This is a genomic window from Streptomyces mirabilis (assembly GCF_018310535.1).
Classification (GTDB): domain Bacteria; phylum Actinomycetota; class Actinomycetes; order Streptomycetales; family Streptomycetaceae; genus Streptomyces.
Genome location: NZ_CP074102.1, coordinates 53751 through 69099 on the forward strand (window position 1 = coordinate 53751; position 15349 = coordinate 69099).

Genomic DNA, 15349 nt, shown 5'->3' on the forward strand with positions numbered 1-15349 from the left:
GGAACGTCGGGTCACACCCAGGGCACCGCGAGCTCCGCCAGGGCTGTTGCGGCATGAGCGGCGGAGGCCAGGGTGATGTGCCGGTGCCAGCCGCGGAAGGAGCGCCCTTCGAAGTCCTTCAGGCCGACGTCCTCCCCGGTCCCCGCCTGTGCCTGCCCCGCCCGCCCGGCGAGTTTCGCGATCCGCAGCAGGGAGCCCGGCGCGAGCGAGTCCATGTTGGTGATCCAGCACCCCACAGGCGGGCGCTGCGGGTCCTCCCACTCACCGAGCAGGAGCAGGCTCCCGCCACTGCGGCCGGAACCCGGCAGGCGCAGCCCCGCGAACCTGCCCGCGGTGTCGACCCGTACGGCGACCGCCCACGAGGCACGGCGGGCGGCGGGGGAACCGGCCGGGCCGGGCCGCTCGACGCGGCGGCGCAGCCCTTTGGCCGAGGCCAGGATCTGCTGGGCGCCGTACACCTTGCCGACGTGGCGGGAGAGCGCGGGGTCGCGCACCGTCAGTCGCCCGGCACCGTCGACGCGGGCGATCACCGGGACGCCCGCCGCGGTGAAGCGGCCGACCGTGTCCGCGATCCGGTCGACGCGCGCGTTCAGCACGACCGGCCGGGCAGCCAACCGCCACTCGGCCATGGGCTCCAGGACCGTGGCGGCGGCGCACTGCTCCCAGGTCTCCTGCGCGACCGCGTCGGGTATCTCGGCCTGACGCCGCCTCGTACGGTCCCGCAGCCACTGCTCGGGCAGGAACAGCCGCCAGTTGACCGGCACGTCCAGGGTGTCGGACACGTGCCACAGACCGAAGGCGCGCTGACCGTGGAACGTCTGGTCCGTGCCCGGGTCCACGCCCTCGTGGACGCCCACGGACCGGTCGCCGGCCTTCGGTATCGGCATCGGCCGCACCACCCACACGTGCGGGGCGCTGACCTGCTGAAGGTGCCCGGCCAAGGCCCGCCGCACCGGCATCCAGTCCCAGGTGGAGCTGCTGATGAAGTGGTGCAGGCTCTGCTCCATGGCCGCCCCGCCGACGTGGGCACCGATGTTGCGAATCGTCTTGCGTCCCTCGGCCGACAGCAGTCCGCGCAGGTACAGCTCCCCCTTGCGGCGCTGGTCGCGCCGCGGGAAGGAGGCGAACAGCGCGTCGGCCAGCTCCTGCGTCGCCTGCTCCCGCGCCCGGGCCGGACCACCGCCCGGGCCGGACCACCGGCCCGGATCGGACGGCGCGTACTCTTCCGGGGTCGCCTCAATCTGAACGCTCACAGTGGTTCCTTCCGTTTGCCGTGCCGCTGGCCAGACTGACCTCGCTGAACTGCGCGGACGAGGTCGGCGGGGCACCGGATACGCACCCGGGGAGGGTCGCTCGGCCACCTCCCGGGTCGGGTGGGCGAAAGGCGCGGGGGCCGTGGGCACGGGCGGGCGACCGGGGAGAGGTGACGGGACCACACAGCCCGCGCACCCGCACCGGCCCGGTTCCGGGCGTTTGGTAGCTTCGTCGCCGTGACAGTGGCGTTGATCGACTCAGGGCTGGGACTCGTGCCCACCACCGGCTGGCTGCGGCACCTCGCCCCGCGGCTCGATCTGCTGCTGCTTATGGACCCCGACGGCGCGCCCTGGGGATCGCGGACGGCGTCGTACGTCACGGACCGCCTCCTCGCCGCGGCCCGGACGGCCGTCGCGCGAGGTGCGCGGGCTCTCGTCGTGCCCTGCAACACGGCGACCGTCACCGCGATCGACCTGCTGCGCCGGGAGTTCGAGCCCGACCTGCCGGTGGTGGGCACCGTCCCTGCGGTGAAGCCGGCCGCGGCAGCCGGCCGGAGTGTCGCGGTGTGGGCGACCGTCCGTACGACCGCGAGTGCCTATCAGGAGCGGCTCATCGCCGACTTCGCGAACGGCACACCGGTCGCGCGAGTCGCCTGCCCGGGTCTCGCCGAGGCGATCGACCACGGCGACAAGGACGCGGCGACCGCTGCGATCGCGGCCGCCGCCGAGCGCACGCCCGCCGACTGTGACTCCGTGGTCCTGGGCTGCACCCACTACCCTCTCGTCGCCCCGCAGATCCTGGAGCGGCTGCCGGCGGGGGTCACCCTGTACGACAGCGCGGAGGCGGTCGCTCGGCAGACTCTGCGGCGCCTGAACGGGGCCGTGGGGGCGGAGCCGGCCGAGGGGGACGGGCAGGCCGTCGGTGCCGTCGATGTGCAGCTCAGCGGCCGGCCCGGAGTGCTCCCGGCGGCGGCCCTCGCCTACCCGGTGGGCCGGGCGCTGGCCTCCGGGACATGGGTGCCGCGTGCGGCGCTCATGTCCGCCGCGACCCGGCTGCCGGTGACCACTCCGGCGAACTGAACCGGCCGGCAGGGGGATCGGCCGCGCGTGCGGACAGCAGCGGCCCGGCCATCGCCGTCGTGACGAGAGCCGTGATCACCAGCACGGTGAAGACCGTTCCGTCGAGGACACCCATGCTCACGCCGGCGTTCAGCACGACGAGTTCCGTCAGCCCGCGGGTGTTCATCAGGACGCCGAGGTCCCTTGCCTCCGTCCAGGACAGTCCCGACAGCCGTGCCGGGATCATCGTCCCGATCAGCTTGCCCGCGCAGGCGGCCCCCACGGCCGACACCAGCATCAGGTATCCGCCCGTCCCCAGGGCACCGAGGTCCACGCCGAGCCCCGTCACGATGAAGAAGACCGGCAGGAAGAGCCGGCTGATCTGCTCGACCGGCGTGCGCAGCTTCCGGGCGAGTTCCGGTTCACGCGGCATGACGAAGCCGAAGAGGAAGGCGCCGAAGATGGCGTGGAGACCGATCCACGACGTCACCCACGCGGACAGGAAGACACCCGCGCACACCACGGTGAGCAGCGCCGGCCGGTCTCCGAGTGCCGCCGGGCGCCGCACCAGCCGGGCCAGCAGCGGGCGGACGGCGAAGAACATCGCCGCCACGTAGCAGAGGCTGAGGGCCCCGACGCGCAGCAGCGCCAGGTGGTCGCCGTCGGCTTTCACCAGGGCCGACACGAAGGCGAGCAGGAACCAGGCGAGGACGTCGTCCACCGCGGCACAGGCCAGGGCGAGGGATCCCACACGGGTGGACATCAGCTTCCGGTCCGTGAGGATCCGCGCCAGGACGGGGAACGCGGTGACCGACAGTGCCGTACCCATGAAGAGAGCGAAGGCGCCGAACGGTATCTCGCGGCCGCCGACCGTCGCATGGGCCGGGTGGATCAGGGCAGCGAGGCCGACCCCCATGCCGAAGGCCACCGCGACCGACAGCAGGGACACCTGGACCGCAAGTCCGGCATGCGGCCTGACGAGTTGTTTCTCGAACTCCCAGCCGACGACGAACATGAACAGGACCAGCCCGATCTGGGAGACCGCCGACAGCAGTGGCCGGACATCGGCGGGGAAGAGGGCCCGGGTCGGGTTCCCAGGCAGTCGGCCCAGCAGGCTGGGCCCGAGCACGATCCCCGCGACGATCTCCCCGATGACGACGGGCTGGCGCAGCCACCGCGCCAGCCGGCCGAGCACCAGGCCCGTCACCAGCACGACGGCGATGTCCGCGAGCAGTACCGCCGAACGCGCGTCCTGGGATGCCGCCGTCGTGAGCACTGACTGATACCGCCTTCTGTCGCGGAACGGGTGGGCTGGTACGGGGAGAGACAGGCGGGCCGCTCGGCCCACGGTCACCCGGCCTGCAAGACCACGGGAAGGCTGCTGTGGCCGTGCAGCAGGCTGGAGTGGAGCCTGTTCGGCACGCCGGCCTGCTCCACCGCACCGACGGACGCCATGAGCGCTTCGAGGAGAGCCCGCAGTTCGATGCGGCCGAGGTGCGCGCCCAGACAGAAGTGTCGGCCGTGCCCGAAGGCCACGTGCTTGTTGGGGAAGCGGGCCAGGTCGAAGGACCTCGGCTCGAGGAAGACCCGCTCGTCGTTGTTGGCGGAGATGTTCCACAGGGTGACGATGTCTCCCCCGCGGATGTGCCGGCCGCCCAGGACCAGGTCGTGATGGGCGGTGCGGGCGAAGTACATCGCGGGCGTGGCCCAGCGCAGGGCTTCCTCCACCGCCGAGTCCAGGGAGACCTGGCCCGACTTCAACGCCCGCCACTGATGCGGGTGTTCGGCCAGTGCCCGCACCGTGCTGATGGCGGAGACGCGGGACGACTCGTCGCCGCCCAGCATGATGCTGTAGCAGTTCAGGGCGACTTCCTCCAGCGTGAAGGGCTCGTCGTCGACCTTCGCGCAGGCGAGCACACTCACCACGTCGTCGCCCGGGTCGGCCCGTCGCTCCCGCGCCAGGTCCATGAAGTACAGGACGATCTCGTTGCGAGCCTGGAGGGCATCCAGCGGGTCGGCGTCGGCCGCCTCCGCCGACAGGGTCTTCTTGTTCCACCCCAGCAATCGGCCGCGATCGACCTCGGGAACGGCGAGCAGGTCGCAGATGGTGTTCATGGGGATGTGCTCCGCCACCTCGGCGGCGAAGTCGAACGCCCCGGCTCCGGTCACCTCACGCACCAGGCGCTGGGCGCGCAACCGCACCTGCCGGGCGACCGCCTCCAGTGCCTGGGGCGTGAAGGAGCGCCACATCACGGACCGCACGGCCCGATGGCGGGGGCCGTCGGTGACGGCGAGCATCTTCCCGCCCGCCGAGTCGTCTCCCGCGAGCAGGACGTCCAGCACGGTACCGCGAGCGGACCTCAACGCGTCCGCATCGCTGTAGGCCGCGACGACGTCCTCGTACCCGGCGACAACCCAGAACCCGGAGTGCGGTCCGGGCGCCTCGTGCCAGTACACGGGCCGGCTGCGGCGAACCTCGCGGAAGTACGCGTGCGGGTCGTGGTCCACGAAGGTCTCGGCGTCGGTGAGGTCGAGCGAGAGTGCGGCGGCACTGGATGCGCACGGGGCCATGACCGGACTCCTTCCGGCAGCAGCACGGGACTTGGGGAAATAGGCAGTCGGTGTTCGCTGCCGACGGAAGAGTGGCAGACGCTCAACTGCGCGACGGCGAGACATTGCCGATGTCTTTCACAAAGGACGGGTCATGACGGAGAGACGACAGATCGGTTGGTGACCCCACGCTCCCGTGGAAGGCTCCGCGATGTCACTGCGAGAAGGGTGAGAACACCGTGCAGAAGCCACGAGACACCTGGCTCCGTTTCCTGGGCGGCGACCGACTTCCGGAGCTGCGGCTGATCTGCTTTCCGCATTCAGGGGGATCAGCGACGAGTTTCGCCCCCTGGGCCCGCCAAATGCGCCGCGGCACACAGCTGCTGGCCGTCCAGTACCCGGGCCGTGCGGACCGATTCGGTGCAGCACCGGCCGCGTCCATACAGGAAATGGGCGGCGAGGTCGCCCGGGAACTGCTGTCGGAGGACATACCGACAGTGCTGTTCGGGCAGAGCCTCGGTGCACTGGTCGCCTACGAAACCGCCGTCAGAATGCGGGAGACGGGAAGGGAGCCGGAGCTCGTGGCGGTGTCGAGTTCCCTTCCTCCTGCCTGCGCGGGAGGCGGAGACGCTCATCTCGCCTCGGACGACGCACTCTGGGCGGCCGTACGGAGCCTCGGCGGAGTCGAGGCGGAGCTCGCCGCGGACGGTGAGCTGGCGGCCCTCGTCCTGGAGGTGCTCCGCGATGACATCGCGCTGAACGAGAACTACGTACCGACGCGGGACGGGGCGGCCCTCTCCTGCCCGGTCCGCTGCTATCACGGCATCGGCGATCCCTTGGTGGACGCGTCCCGTCTCGCCCGATGGGCGGACGTGAGCACGGGGCCGTTCTCGACGCACCGGCGCGAAGGCGGGCACTTCCATGCGTTAGCCGAGTCGCAGGCCCTTGTCGACGACCTTCTCAACGCCCCGTAGATGGAGCCGCTGATGACCGCCCTGACGTATGACAGCTATCTTCACACGGAGACGCTGCTCTCGCTCCAGCGCACCCGGACACCGGACACCGCCGACCGGTCGGTGGCGCTGTCCGAGCAATTCTTCATCGTCGCGCACCAGTCCAGCGAGCTGTGGCTCAAGCAGCTGCTGAGCGACCTCGCGGCCGCGGTGGACCGGCTGTCCCCCGCCGGCGGACACCAGGACCTGGAGGAGAGTACCGAACTGCTGCAGCGGGCCGGTGTGTTGTTGCGCGTCCTGCACGACCAGGTCGTCGTACTCGAACGGCTGCCCGTGCGGCACTTCGCACAGTTCCGGCCCCATCTCGGCAGCGCGAGCGGCGCGCAGTCGCGGCAGTTCTCGCTGCTGGCTCGGCTGGTGGAGAACGAATCGGACGACGGCACGCTGTACCGCGCCTTCACGGCGGCGGCCCTGAGCCGGGGCACGTCGGTCCTCGGGATCTGCCACCAGGGGGTCACCGCCGGGGCGCTGCATCGGATCGCCGAGGAACTCCTCGACATCGGAAACGGGTACTGGCGCTGGAAGGTGGCCCATCTGGGTCTGGTTGCCAAGATGATGGCGGGTCAGAACGGTTCCGGCGGAACGACCGGTGCGGACCATCTCCTGAGTCGCATCATCATGCCGTTCGCCGAACTGCGCCGGGTGCGCGGTCAGTTGCACGAGACCCTCGCGCCTGCCGGCCCGTGATCGCCCGGTCGTGCGGATCAGTCGGGGGTAGTCGGTTCGGCCGGCCGCGGATCCGTCCAGGACTCCCCGATGTAGTCCAGACAGGCCTGGCGGTCGCCGGGCGCCGTCACACTTCGCCAGCCGCGCGGAATGTCGCGCACGTCGGGCCAGATGGCGTGCCGTCCCTGGTCGTTCACCACGACCCGGAATTGGTGGCGTTCGTCGTCGAAGGGATTTGTGCCCATTGATTGACTCCCACGGGACGGTCTCGATGATGCCCCACCCTGCGCCATCTCGCCTTCCCTCCGCAATCGGCCGGAAAGACCCGTGCAAGATTCCCGCCCGGGACACCGCTCCGCGTCCGCGGGGTGCGCCGATCTTTCGCAGATCTTTTTGGATCCGGCCGACATCCGCAGGGCTTTGCCAATGTGTCGGCAGGCCTTGTGGGTTGATCTGGTGACGTGGGCGACGGAAATGAGGAGATGAGATGGCGAACAATGTCGTGATCGTCGGAGGCGGCACAGCGGGCTGGATGACCGCCACCTATCTGAGGGCGACCTTCGGGGACGATGTCAGTATCACTCTGGTTGAATCGAAGAACGTGCCCACGATCGGGGTCGGAGAAGCCACGTTCAGCACGGTCCGGCACTTCTTCTCCTATCTCGGCCTGGCCGAACACGAATGGATGCCGGAGTGCCACGCCTCCTACAAACTCGCCATCCGGTTCGAGAACTGGCGGGCCGAAGGGCATCACTTCTACCACCCCTTCGAACGCCCCAGGAACGTCCAGGGGTTCTCGCTGGCCGACTGGTGGCTGCACACGCGCCCCGGCGGGCAGTTCGACCGTGACACCTCCCTGCTCGCCGCGTTGTGCGAGGCGAAGAGTTCCCCCCGGTACCTGGACGGTGCGATGTTCACGTCCGGCTTCGGCGCGGCGGACGAGCCCGCCGAGGCGGCCGAGGACGGCCGGGAGACGCAGTTCCCGTACGCCTACCACTTCGACGCTGCCCTCCTCGCCCGGTTCCTCACCCGCTTCGGCACCGAGCGCGGGGTTCGGCACGTGCTCGACGACGTCCTCGACGTGGCCCTCGACGACCACGGTGACATCTCCCACGTCGTCACCCGCGAACACGGGGCGCTGACGGGCGACTTGTTCATCGACTGCACCGGCTTCCGGGGCATGCTCATCAACAAGGCCCTCGGCGTGCCCTTCGAGTCGTTCCGGAAGAGCCTGCCCAACGACAGCGCCGTCGCCCTGCGCGTACCGGTGAACGGCGAGAAGGCGGGCATGCGGCCCTGTACGACGGCCACCGCCCAGGACGCAGGCTGGATCTGGACGATCCCCCTCTTCGGCCGCATCGGCACGGGTTACGTCTACGCTGGCGACTACTGCACACCGGAGGAAGCCGAACGCACGCTGCGGGAGTTCGTCGGGCCCGCCGCCGACGGTCTGACCGCCAACCACATCAAGATGCGCATCGGCCGCTGCGCGCAGTCGTGGGTGCGCAACTGCGTGGCCATCGGCCTCTCCAGCGGTTTCGTCGAACCTCTGGAGTCGACGGGAATCTTCTTCATCCACAACGCCGTCGAGCAGCTGGTCAAGCACTTCCCCGGCGGGCGCGACGACGAGCACCGGCGCCGTACCTACAACCGGCAGGTCACGGCGGTCATGGACGGCGTGCGCGAGTTCCTGGTGCTGCACTACCACGCGGCCGCGCGCGACGACAACGCGTACTGGCGTGACGCCAAGAAGCGGCCACTGCCCGACGGCCTGGCCGAGCGCATCGAGGCCTGGAGCCACCGGCTCCCCGACGCCGAGTCCGTCTTTCCCCGCTTCCACGGCTTTGAGCCCTACTCGTACACCGCCATGCTCCTCGGCCTCGACGGCCTGCCCGTCCGGCCGCCCGCCGCGCTGTCCCGCATGGACGACACCGCGGCACGCCGGGAGTTCGCGTTGATACGGGACCAGGCCCAGGCTCTCGCACAGCGGCTGCCCAGTCAGTACGCCTATCTCGCGCACCAGCAGAACACCTCGACGGGACGGCCGGCATCAACCGCCTGACACCGGCGCACCGACGGTCACCGCCCCAGAAAGGTGTGACGCATGACCTCGCTCCCTCCCCTCGCCCCACGGACGGCCGGTCCCGTGGCGCACCGGCCGCCCGTGCCGGCCCCCAGCTTCCGGTCGCTGATGGCGCACTTCCCGGCCGGTGTCGCCGTGGTGACCGCCATGGCTGCCGACGGCCGGCCGCGGGGCATGACCTGTACCGCGCTGTCGAGCGTCTCCGACCGGCCGCCGACTCTTCTGGTGTGCATCCAGCAGTCCAGCCGGACCCTCGCGGCCATCGACGAGAGCAGCACGTTCGCGGTCAACCTGCTGCACCGGCACGCCCGTTGCGCCGCCGAGCGGTTCGCCTCGGACCGTCCCGACCGGTTCGACCAGGCGCCCTGGGAGTACCGGGCGCCGTCCCACGGCGGCCCCCATCTCCTGGGCGACGCCCACACGGTCGCGGACTGCCGGGTGACCGGCATGGTGACGGTGGCCGATCACACGGTGGTCTTCGCCGAGGTCTTCTCCGTCACCGAGCGGACCGGCGGCCCCGCTCCCCTGCTGTACGCGCTGCGCGACTACTGGTCGCTCGACGAGGGCGGCAGCGGCGCTCCCGCCGGGAGCGCGATACGCCAGACCCGACGAACCGACTGAGGAAGACATGACAGAGTACGGAATCTCGCTGCTCCCCGACACCGGCTCCGATGTCCGCAGCCCCCGCGACTACTACGACAACCTGTTGGCGGCGTCCCGGCTGGCTGACCAGCTGGGGTTCGAGTACATCAAGATGACCGAGCACTACATGGACCCGTACGGCGGCTACTGCGCGGACCCGCTGGCGTTCCTGTCCGCCGTGGCGGCGCAGACCAGCCGGGTGCGGCTGATGACCGGCGGCATCCAGGCTTCCTTCCACCACCCGATCCAACTTGCGGCCCGCACAGCGCAGTTGGACGCCCTCAGCCACGGCCGCCTGGAGGTGGGCTTCGCCCGGGCCTTCCTGCCCTACGAGTTCGACGCCTTCGGTGTCGACATGGACACCAGCACCGAGCGCTTCCGCAGCACCGTCGACGCCGTCGTACGGCTCTGGACCGGCCGCCAGGTCTCGGAGGACACCCCCTTCTTCCGCTACAAGGGCGTCACCTCCCAGCCGCCGGTCACCCAGCAGGCCCATCCTCCGGTGTGGGCCGCGGCCCTGTTCACGAAGTCCAGCTTCGAGTGGATCGGCGACCGCGGTCACCACCTGCTCATCGCCTCCTCGCCCAGCCGCGAGAAGGCCGGTCAGCTCAAGGAGTTGATCGAGCTCTACCGTGAGCGGTTCCTCGCCGCGTACGGCCACACCGGCCGGCGCCCGAGGGTCGCGATCAGCATCGCCCTCCTCCTCGCCGACAGCGACGAGGAGGCACGCGCCGAGGGCGGGAGGCACCTGCGCCGGCACTGGGACACCTTCGCCGCCGCAGTACGCTCCTGGCAGGGGCGCGGCTCCACCTCGTACGAGGGCTACCGCGAAGCGCTCGTCGACAGGCACACGGCGGGCAACAGCGAGGACGCCGGCATGTCCGTGTTCGGCGCGCCCGAATCGGCCGCGGAGCAGATCCGGGAGATACGCGACCTGCTGCGCCCGGACGTCATGCTGTGGCAGCTGGACTTCGGCCAGCAGCCGCGGGCCGCCATGGAGCGCACGCTGCGGCTGTTCGCCGAGCGTGTCCGTCCCCGCCTCGACGAGACGGAGCGGTCATGAACGCGGCCTCGGCCGCGCGGACCGTGCCGGAGCTGTTCGCGTCCGTCGCCGCCGCGTACCCCGACGCGCCCGCGGTCGTCCACCGGGACACGGCCCTCGAGTACCGGCTCCTCGACCAGCAGTCCAACCGCCTGGCCCGGCAGCTGACCGCCCTGGGCGTCGGGCCGGACACGCTGGTGGCCCTCGCGGTACCCCGCTCGATCGAACTCGTCGTGGCCGTGCTGGCCGTCCTCAAGGCGGGCGGGGCGTATCTGCCGCTCGATCCCGACTACCCGCGGGACCGGCTGGCCCACATGGTGTCGGACGCCCGGCCGATGCTGCTCCTGCGCACCTCCGCGGTGGGGCTGCCGGACACGGGGCTGCCGGAGGTCGTCCTCGACAGCCCCGACACGGCGCGGGAGCTGTCCCGCCGCTCCCCCGCCGGTCTCGGCGAGGGCGACCTGAGGAGCCCGCTGCGGCCGCACCACCTGATGTACGTGATCTACACCTCCGGCTCCTCCGGCCTGCCGAAAGGCGTGGCCGTGACCCACGAGGGGGTCGCGGATCTCGCCGTCACCCAGGCCGCCCGCTTCGGCGTCGCCCCGGGCGAACGCGTCCTGCAGTGGGCATCGGTCAGTTTCGACGCGGCCTTCTGGGACATCGCCCTGGCCCTGCTGTCCGGGGCCACCCTGGTCATGGCCGACGCCGACGACGTCCTGCCGGGCCGGCCGCTGCGGGAGACCCTGCTCAAGCACGACATCACGCACGCGGTGCTGCCGCCCGTCGCGCTCAGTCTCACCGACAGCGAGGGCGTCCTGCTCGGCGGGACCATCATGTCCACCGGAGACGCCTGCACGCCCGCGCTGGTGCGCAAGTGGAGTCCGGGCCGGCGCATGTTCAACGGCTACGGCCCCACCGAGGTGACCGTGGGCGCGACCATCGCCGGGCCCCTCACCGACGCGGACCGGTTCGGCATCGGGCAGCCCTGGACCGGCGGCGCGGTCTACGTGCTCGACGAGCGGCTGCGCCCCGTCCCCGACGGCAAGGAGGGCGAGCTGTACCTCGCCGGCAGCGGTCTGGCCCGCGGCTATCTGAACCGGCCGGGCCTGACCGCCGCGACGTTCGTGCCCAACCCCTTCGGGCCGCCGGGAAGCCGCATGTACCGTTCCGGCGACCGCGGCAGACGGGAGAAGGACGGCAGCTTCTCCTTCACCGGCCGCGCCGACGACCAGGTGAAGGTACGGGGTTTCCGGATCGAACTGGGCGAGGTGGAGGCGTGCCTCGGCCGGCACCCCGCGGTGGATCTGGCCGTCGCGGTGGTGGAGGGCCAACTCGCGGACGCCCGGGTGGTGGCGTACGCGACCGTCCGGCCGGGCACCACCGTGACCCCGCGCGACCTCCGCTCGGCCGCGGCCGACGCGCTTCCCGAGTGGATGGTGCCGGCTCGCGTGACCGTCCTGGACAGCCTGCCGACCCTTCCCAACGGGAAGATCGACCGGCAGGCGCTGGGCCGTCCGGGCGGCACCCCGCCCGTGCCCCGCCGCTCCCTCGACGCGGACGCGTCCGCCGAGGAGGTGCTGTGCGCCGAGGTCGGCGCCCTGCTCGGGCTGCCGTCGGTGGACCCCTCGGACAACCTTTTCGAGATCGGCGCGAACTCGCTGGTGGTCGCCCGGCTCGTCAGCACGGTCGACAAGGAACTCGGCGTCCGGCTGCCCCTGCGTGCGGTGTTCGAGTCGGCCTCCCTCGCCGAGCTGGCCGGTGTTCTGCGTGAGCTGATGCCATGACACCGCGCGTCGCAGCCTCGCAGAGCCGGGAAATCGTCATGGTCGGGGCGGGCCTCGTCGGACCGGTCGCGGCCATGTACCTGGCGCGGCGGCACGGCCCGGTCACCGTCCTCGAACAGCGTCCCGACCCGCGCGGCACCTCCACCCGGGCGGACCGCTCGCTCACCGTCATCCTGTCCGCCCGCGGCTGGCGGGTCATGGAGGACCTCGGACTGGCTGAGCGGGTGCGCGGCCTGTGCCTTCCCCTCAAGGGACGCATGGGTCACCTCCCTGACGGCAGCACGGACTTCACCCCCTACAGCAGGGACGGCTCGCCCATCTGGGCGGTGGAACGCCGACGGCTTCAGCATCTGCTGCTGGACGCCGCGGCGGCCACGCCCGGGGTGGAGCTGCACTTCGGGCAACGTGTCCACGCCATCGACCTGGACGACCCCGGGGTGACGGTCGGCGACGACTCGGGCACCCACCGGCTCTCCTGCGCACGGCTGCTGGGATGCGACGGCGCCCGTTCGGCCGTGCGCGCGGCGATGGTGCGCCGCGGGGCACATGAGCGGGTCGGCACCCTGGAACTGGCCTACCAGGAGATCAACCTGCCGCTGCCCGGCTGCGACCCGGAGATCATGCACTACTGGCCGGCCGGTGACGCCCTGTTCGGTGCCTTTCCGATGCTGTCCGCGGACCTCTTCGCCGGGTCCGTGTTCCTGCGCCGCGAAGGGCCCGCACCCTCCTTCGCCGCGGCGTCCTCCCCTGAGGACCGCGCCCGGCAGTTCCACGACCTCTTCCCGAAGCTCACCGCCCACATCCCGGACCTGCGCGACCAACTGGCCGCCAAGCCGGTCTCGACCGTCTCGCTCGTACGGTGCGACACCTGGGTCCACGGTGAGAGCACCGCCCTGCTCGGTGACGCCTGCCACGCCATGGCCCCGTTCATGGGGCAGGGCATGAACTGCGGCTTCGAGGACGCCCGCACCCTCGTACGGCTGCTGGACGAGACGGGCGACTGGGGTGCGGCCCTGGCCCGCTACCAGGACGTCCGCCGGGCCGACGGGGACTCCATCGCCGACATCTCCCACGAGCACTACCGGACGATGTCCCGCCTGCCCGGACAGTCGGAGACCGAGCTGGAGTCGGCGGTGATTCGGCGCCTGCAGGACCTCTTCCCGGGCCGCTTCGTGCCGCTGTACGAGCGCTGCGCCTTCTCCGAGCAGAGCTACGCCTCCGCCTGGGACGACGAACAGACCCTGCGCCGTGTCGCCCACGCCCTGACGCGCAGCCACGGCACGGCCGTGCGCGACCTCACCGACGACCAGCTGCGCCGCCACCGGCTGCTCGTCTGACCACCCCCGCCCTCTCAGAACCCGGCTCCCGCCTTGGAGGTCCAAGTGATTCTCGTCGTGTTCAGGTCCCGCTTCTCAGACGACGTGGACGGCTCGTACGACACCACGGAACGGCATCTCGCCCAGAAGGTCCGCGAACTCGCGGGCGACGACTTGGTCCATCTGAAGAACTACCAGTCCGAGGACGGCGAACGCCTCGCTCTCGTCTGGTGGCGCTCGGCGGAGTCCCTGGAGAAGTGGCGCAACGACACCGAGCACCAGGACGCGCAACGGCGCGGCAAGGAGCACTGGTACTCGTTCTACGAGCTGAGCGTCGCGGAAGTCATGCGCACGAGCTCCAGCGAGGACGAGGCCGCCTACCCCTCGGAGTGACGGGCGGCGGCGTACCCCTGTCCTGTGTCCTCACAGCTCGGCGCGGACCGCCGCGGCCGCCTCCCGGGTGGACAGGTCCCCGCCCAGGTCCGGGGTGACGCGTCCCTTGGCGATCGCGGCCGTGACGGCCCGGCGCAGGGCGTCGGCCTCAGCGGTCAGCTCCAGCCGCTCGTAGAGCAGCGCCGCGGTCAGGACGGTCGCCAGCGGGTTGGCGATGCCCTTCCCCGCGATGTCCGGGGCCGTTCCGTGGACCGGCTCGTACAGGCCGAAGCCGGTCTCCGGGTTGAGACTCGCCGAGGCGGCCAGACCGAGACCGCCCGCCAGGGCGGCCGTGAGGTCGCTGAGGATGTCACCGTAGGAGTTGTTCGTCACGACGACCTCGAACTCGGTGGGGTCCGTGACGAGTTTCATCGCGGCGGCGTCCACGTACAGGTGCAAGGCGCGCTTGTCCGGGTGGCGTTCGGCGGCCTCCCGCCAGCAGCGCTGCCACAGGCCGCCGCCCGAGCGGACCGCGTTGGCCTTGTCGACCATGCAGACCTTCTCCGCGGCCACCGAGAAGGCGAAGTCGATGATGCGCGAGACACCGTGGTACGTGCTGATGTCGGCGTCGACCGTCGTCTCCCACGGGGTCGCCGCGCGAAGGGCCCCGCCGACGCCGCTGTACAGCCCCTCGGTGTTCTCGCGGACGATCACACAGTCGACGGCCCGCTTCGAGGGGTCGCGCAGGGGGCTGAGCCGATCCTGCCACAGTCTGGCGGGGCGGTAGTTGGCGTACAGGTCGAACTCCAGGCGGAGTCTGAGCAGGACACTGCGCACATAGTCGGTGTCCTCCAGCGCAGGATCGCCGAAGGCACCGAGCAGCACCGCGGAGCCCGAGGTGATCCGTGCGAGGTCCCCGTCCGTCAGCGCGTGCCCGCTCCGCCGGTACGCGGACGCGTTCACATGATCCAGCACGTCGAAGGAGAGCGGGGCGTCCAGCGCCTCCAGCGTGCTCAAGGTGGCTTCGACGACCTCGGGACCGATGCCGTCGCCCGGCAGGACCGTCACAACCTTCAAGGGTGACCTCCGCAAAAGATGGCGCCGGCCCGGTTGACCGGCAGGGGGACGCCGCCCTGCTCCGTGAGCGCCCGCCACGGCCGTCCCTGCACGCTAGCCAGCGCGGGACCCCGGTGTGCCGGACCTTGCGCCGATCTTTCAGCTCCGCCCCAGGCCCGTCACGTGCCGGATTCTGTCCTCGTGCTCGTGCTTCAACCTGCGGAGTCTCTCCACTGTGAACGCGTCCAGCGCGCCACGGGCATCGATCTCACCGTGTCGGCCCGCGGACAGGTGCTGTTGGAGCAGCCGGCACTCCGCGTCACGGCCGTACAGGCGAGACGGCGCGATCGGTGGGCTGCCCACCACGACATGGCCGGCCCCGCGTTCCGCCACGGTGATGTTGAGGGTGTTGTGATCACCGATCTGGACGCCGACGTTGCCGTGTACCCCACCGGTCCGGCCATCCACTGGGCTCACTCGCCGATGTTCAGGGTCATGGAGTTGCCGTCCCCG

Annotated in this window: 15 protein-coding genes; 9 read left to right on the forward strand and 6 right to left on the reverse strand. The window is 71.0% G+C overall.

The genetic code is table 11. The features are described from left to right. Positions 1-11: 11 nt before the first annotated feature. Positions 12-1241, reverse strand: coding sequence for an IS701 family transposase (locus tag SMIR_RS00220; protein ID WP_422664501.1), 1230 nt, complete (start codon positions 1239-1241; stop codon positions 12-14). A gap of 249 nt (positions 1242-1490) precedes the next feature. Here SMIR_RS00220 and SMIR_RS00225 point away from each other — a divergent pair, with 249 nt between their 5' ends. After that, the gene (locus SMIR_RS00225) at positions 1491-2333 is read left to right on the forward strand and encodes a glutamate racemase (RefSeq protein ID WP_168498407.1); all 843 of its coding nucleotides are present in this window, start codon (positions 1491-1493) and stop codon (positions 2331-2333) included. Here the strand turns inward: SMIR_RS00225 and SMIR_RS00230 are convergent. Beyond that, positions 2287-3588, reverse strand: coding sequence for a cation:proton antiporter (locus SMIR_RS00230; RefSeq protein ID WP_168498405.1), 1302 nt, complete (start codon positions 3586-3588; stop codon positions 2287-2289). The genes SMIR_RS00225 and SMIR_RS00230 overlap by 47 nt on opposite strands. 74 nt (positions 3589-3662) lie before the next feature. Next, positions 3663-4883: a cytochrome P450 gene (locus SMIR_RS00235; RefSeq protein WP_168498403.1), complete on the reverse strand. Its 1221-nt coding sequence runs from the start codon at positions 4881-4883 to the stop codon at positions 3663-3665. A 218-nt stretch (positions 4884-5101) separates the two neighbouring features. On the opposite strand from SMIR_RS00235, the gene SMIR_RS00240 reads away from it, so the two are divergent. Both SMIR_RS00240 and SMIR_RS00245 read left to right on the forward strand, forming a co-directional pair. After that, entirely contained in the window at positions 5102-5836 is a 735-nt protein-coding gene (locus SMIR_RS00240) for a thioesterase II family protein (RefSeq protein ID WP_168498401.1), read from the forward strand. A 12-nt stretch (positions 5837-5848) separates the two neighbouring features. Further along, entirely contained in the window at positions 5849-6562 is a 714-nt protein-coding gene (locus SMIR_RS00245; RefSeq protein ID WP_248003298.1) for a tryptophan 2,3-dioxygenase family protein, read from the forward strand. Between the two features lie 17 nt (positions 6563-6579). On the opposite strand, the gene SMIR_RS00250 is transcribed toward SMIR_RS00245, so the two are convergent. Beyond that, positions 6580-6786 (reverse strand): MbtH family protein, encoded by a 207-nt coding sequence (locus SMIR_RS00250; RefSeq protein ID WP_212726281.1) that lies wholly within the window; start codon positions 6784-6786, stop codon positions 6580-6582. 242 nt (positions 6787-7028) lie between these two features. Between SMIR_RS00250 and SMIR_RS00255 the strand changes: the two genes are divergently transcribed. Genes SMIR_RS00255 through SMIR_RS00280 form a run of 6 tightly spaced genes read left to right on the forward strand, consistent with a single transcriptional unit; the run spans position 7029 to position 13801 of the window. Further along, positions 7029-8603 (forward strand): tryptophan halogenase family protein, encoded by a 1575-nt coding sequence (locus SMIR_RS00255; RefSeq protein WP_212726282.1) that lies wholly within the window; start codon positions 7029-7031, stop codon positions 8601-8603. A gap of 42 nt (positions 8604-8645) precedes the next feature. Continuing rightward, the gene (locus SMIR_RS00260; protein WP_168498393.1) at positions 8646-9245 is read left to right on the forward strand and encodes a flavin reductase family protein; all 600 of its coding nucleotides are present in this window, start codon (positions 8646-8648) and stop codon (positions 9243-9245) included. A gap of 7 nt (positions 9246-9252) precedes the next feature. Beyond that, a complete protein-coding gene (locus SMIR_RS00265; protein WP_212726283.1) occupies positions 9253-10329 on the forward strand; it encodes an LLM class flavin-dependent oxidoreductase in 1077 nt (358 codons plus the stop codon). After that, the gene (locus SMIR_RS00270) at positions 10326-12092 is read left to right on the forward strand and encodes a non-ribosomal peptide synthetase (RefSeq protein WP_212726284.1); all 1767 of its coding nucleotides are present in this window, start codon (positions 10326-10328) and stop codon (positions 12090-12092) included. Before SMIR_RS00265 ends, SMIR_RS00270 begins: the two co-directional genes overlap by 4 nt. Next, positions 12089-13429 carry an FAD-dependent oxidoreductase gene (locus SMIR_RS00275; protein ID WP_212726285.1) on the forward strand — a complete coding sequence of 447 codons (1341 nt, stop codon included), beginning with the start codon at positions 12089-12091 and terminating at the stop codon, positions 13427-13429. The genes SMIR_RS00270 and SMIR_RS00275 overlap by 4 nt, the downstream gene beginning before the upstream one ends. Before the next feature lie 45 nt (positions 13430-13474). Then, positions 13475-13801, forward strand: a complete 327-nt coding sequence (locus SMIR_RS00280) for an antibiotic biosynthesis monooxygenase family protein (protein WP_168498385.1) — start codon at positions 13475-13477, stop codon at positions 13799-13801. Positions 13802-13831: 30 nt separating this feature from the next. Here the strand turns inward: SMIR_RS00280 and SMIR_RS00285 are convergent, their stop codons facing one another. Next, complete coding sequence (locus tag SMIR_RS00285; protein ID WP_249938596.1) at positions 13832-14848, reverse strand: isocitrate/isopropylmalate dehydrogenase family protein; 1017 nt, start codon at positions 14846-14848, stop codon at positions 13832-13834. Positions 14849-14995: 147 nt separating this feature from the next. Then, complete coding sequence (locus SMIR_RS00290) at positions 14996-15313, reverse strand: hypothetical protein (RefSeq protein WP_168498381.1); 318 nt, start codon at positions 15311-15313, stop codon at positions 14996-14998. Positions 15314-15349: the final 36 nt, after the last annotated feature.

What these genes read in the sequence shown, in the direction of transcription:
- SMIR_RS00235 (WP_168498403.1), bottom strand. Translation starts at nt 4,883, where the DNA reads ATGGCCCCGTGCGCATCCAGTGCCGCCGCACTCTCGCTCGACCTCACC.
- SMIR_RS00245 (WP_248003298.1), top strand. Translation starts at nt 5,849, where the DNA reads ATGACCGCCCTGACGTATGACAGCTATCTTCACACGGAGACGCTGCTC.
- SMIR_RS00250 (WP_212726281.1), bottom strand. Translation starts at nt 6,786, where the DNA reads ATGGGCACAAATCCCTTCGACGACGAACGCCACCAATTCCGGGTCGTG.
- SMIR_RS00255 (WP_212726282.1), top strand. Translation starts at nt 7,029, where the DNA reads ATGGCGAACAATGTCGTGATCGTCGGAGGCGGCACAGCGGGCTGGATG.
- SMIR_RS00260 (WP_168498393.1), top strand. Translation starts at nt 8,646, where the DNA reads ATGACCTCGCTCCCTCCCCTCGCCCCACGGACGGCCGGTCCCGTGGCG.
- SMIR_RS00265 (WP_212726283.1), top strand. Translation starts at nt 9,253, where the DNA reads ATGACAGAGTACGGAATCTCGCTGCTCCCCGACACCGGCTCCGATGTC.
- SMIR_RS00270 (WP_212726284.1), top strand. Translation starts at nt 10,326, where the DNA reads ATGAACGCGGCCTCGGCCGCGCGGACCGTGCCGGAGCTGTTCGCGTCC.
- SMIR_RS00275 (WP_212726285.1), top strand. Translation starts at nt 12,089, where the DNA reads ATGACACCGCGCGTCGCAGCCTCGCAGAGCCGGGAAATCGTCATGGTC.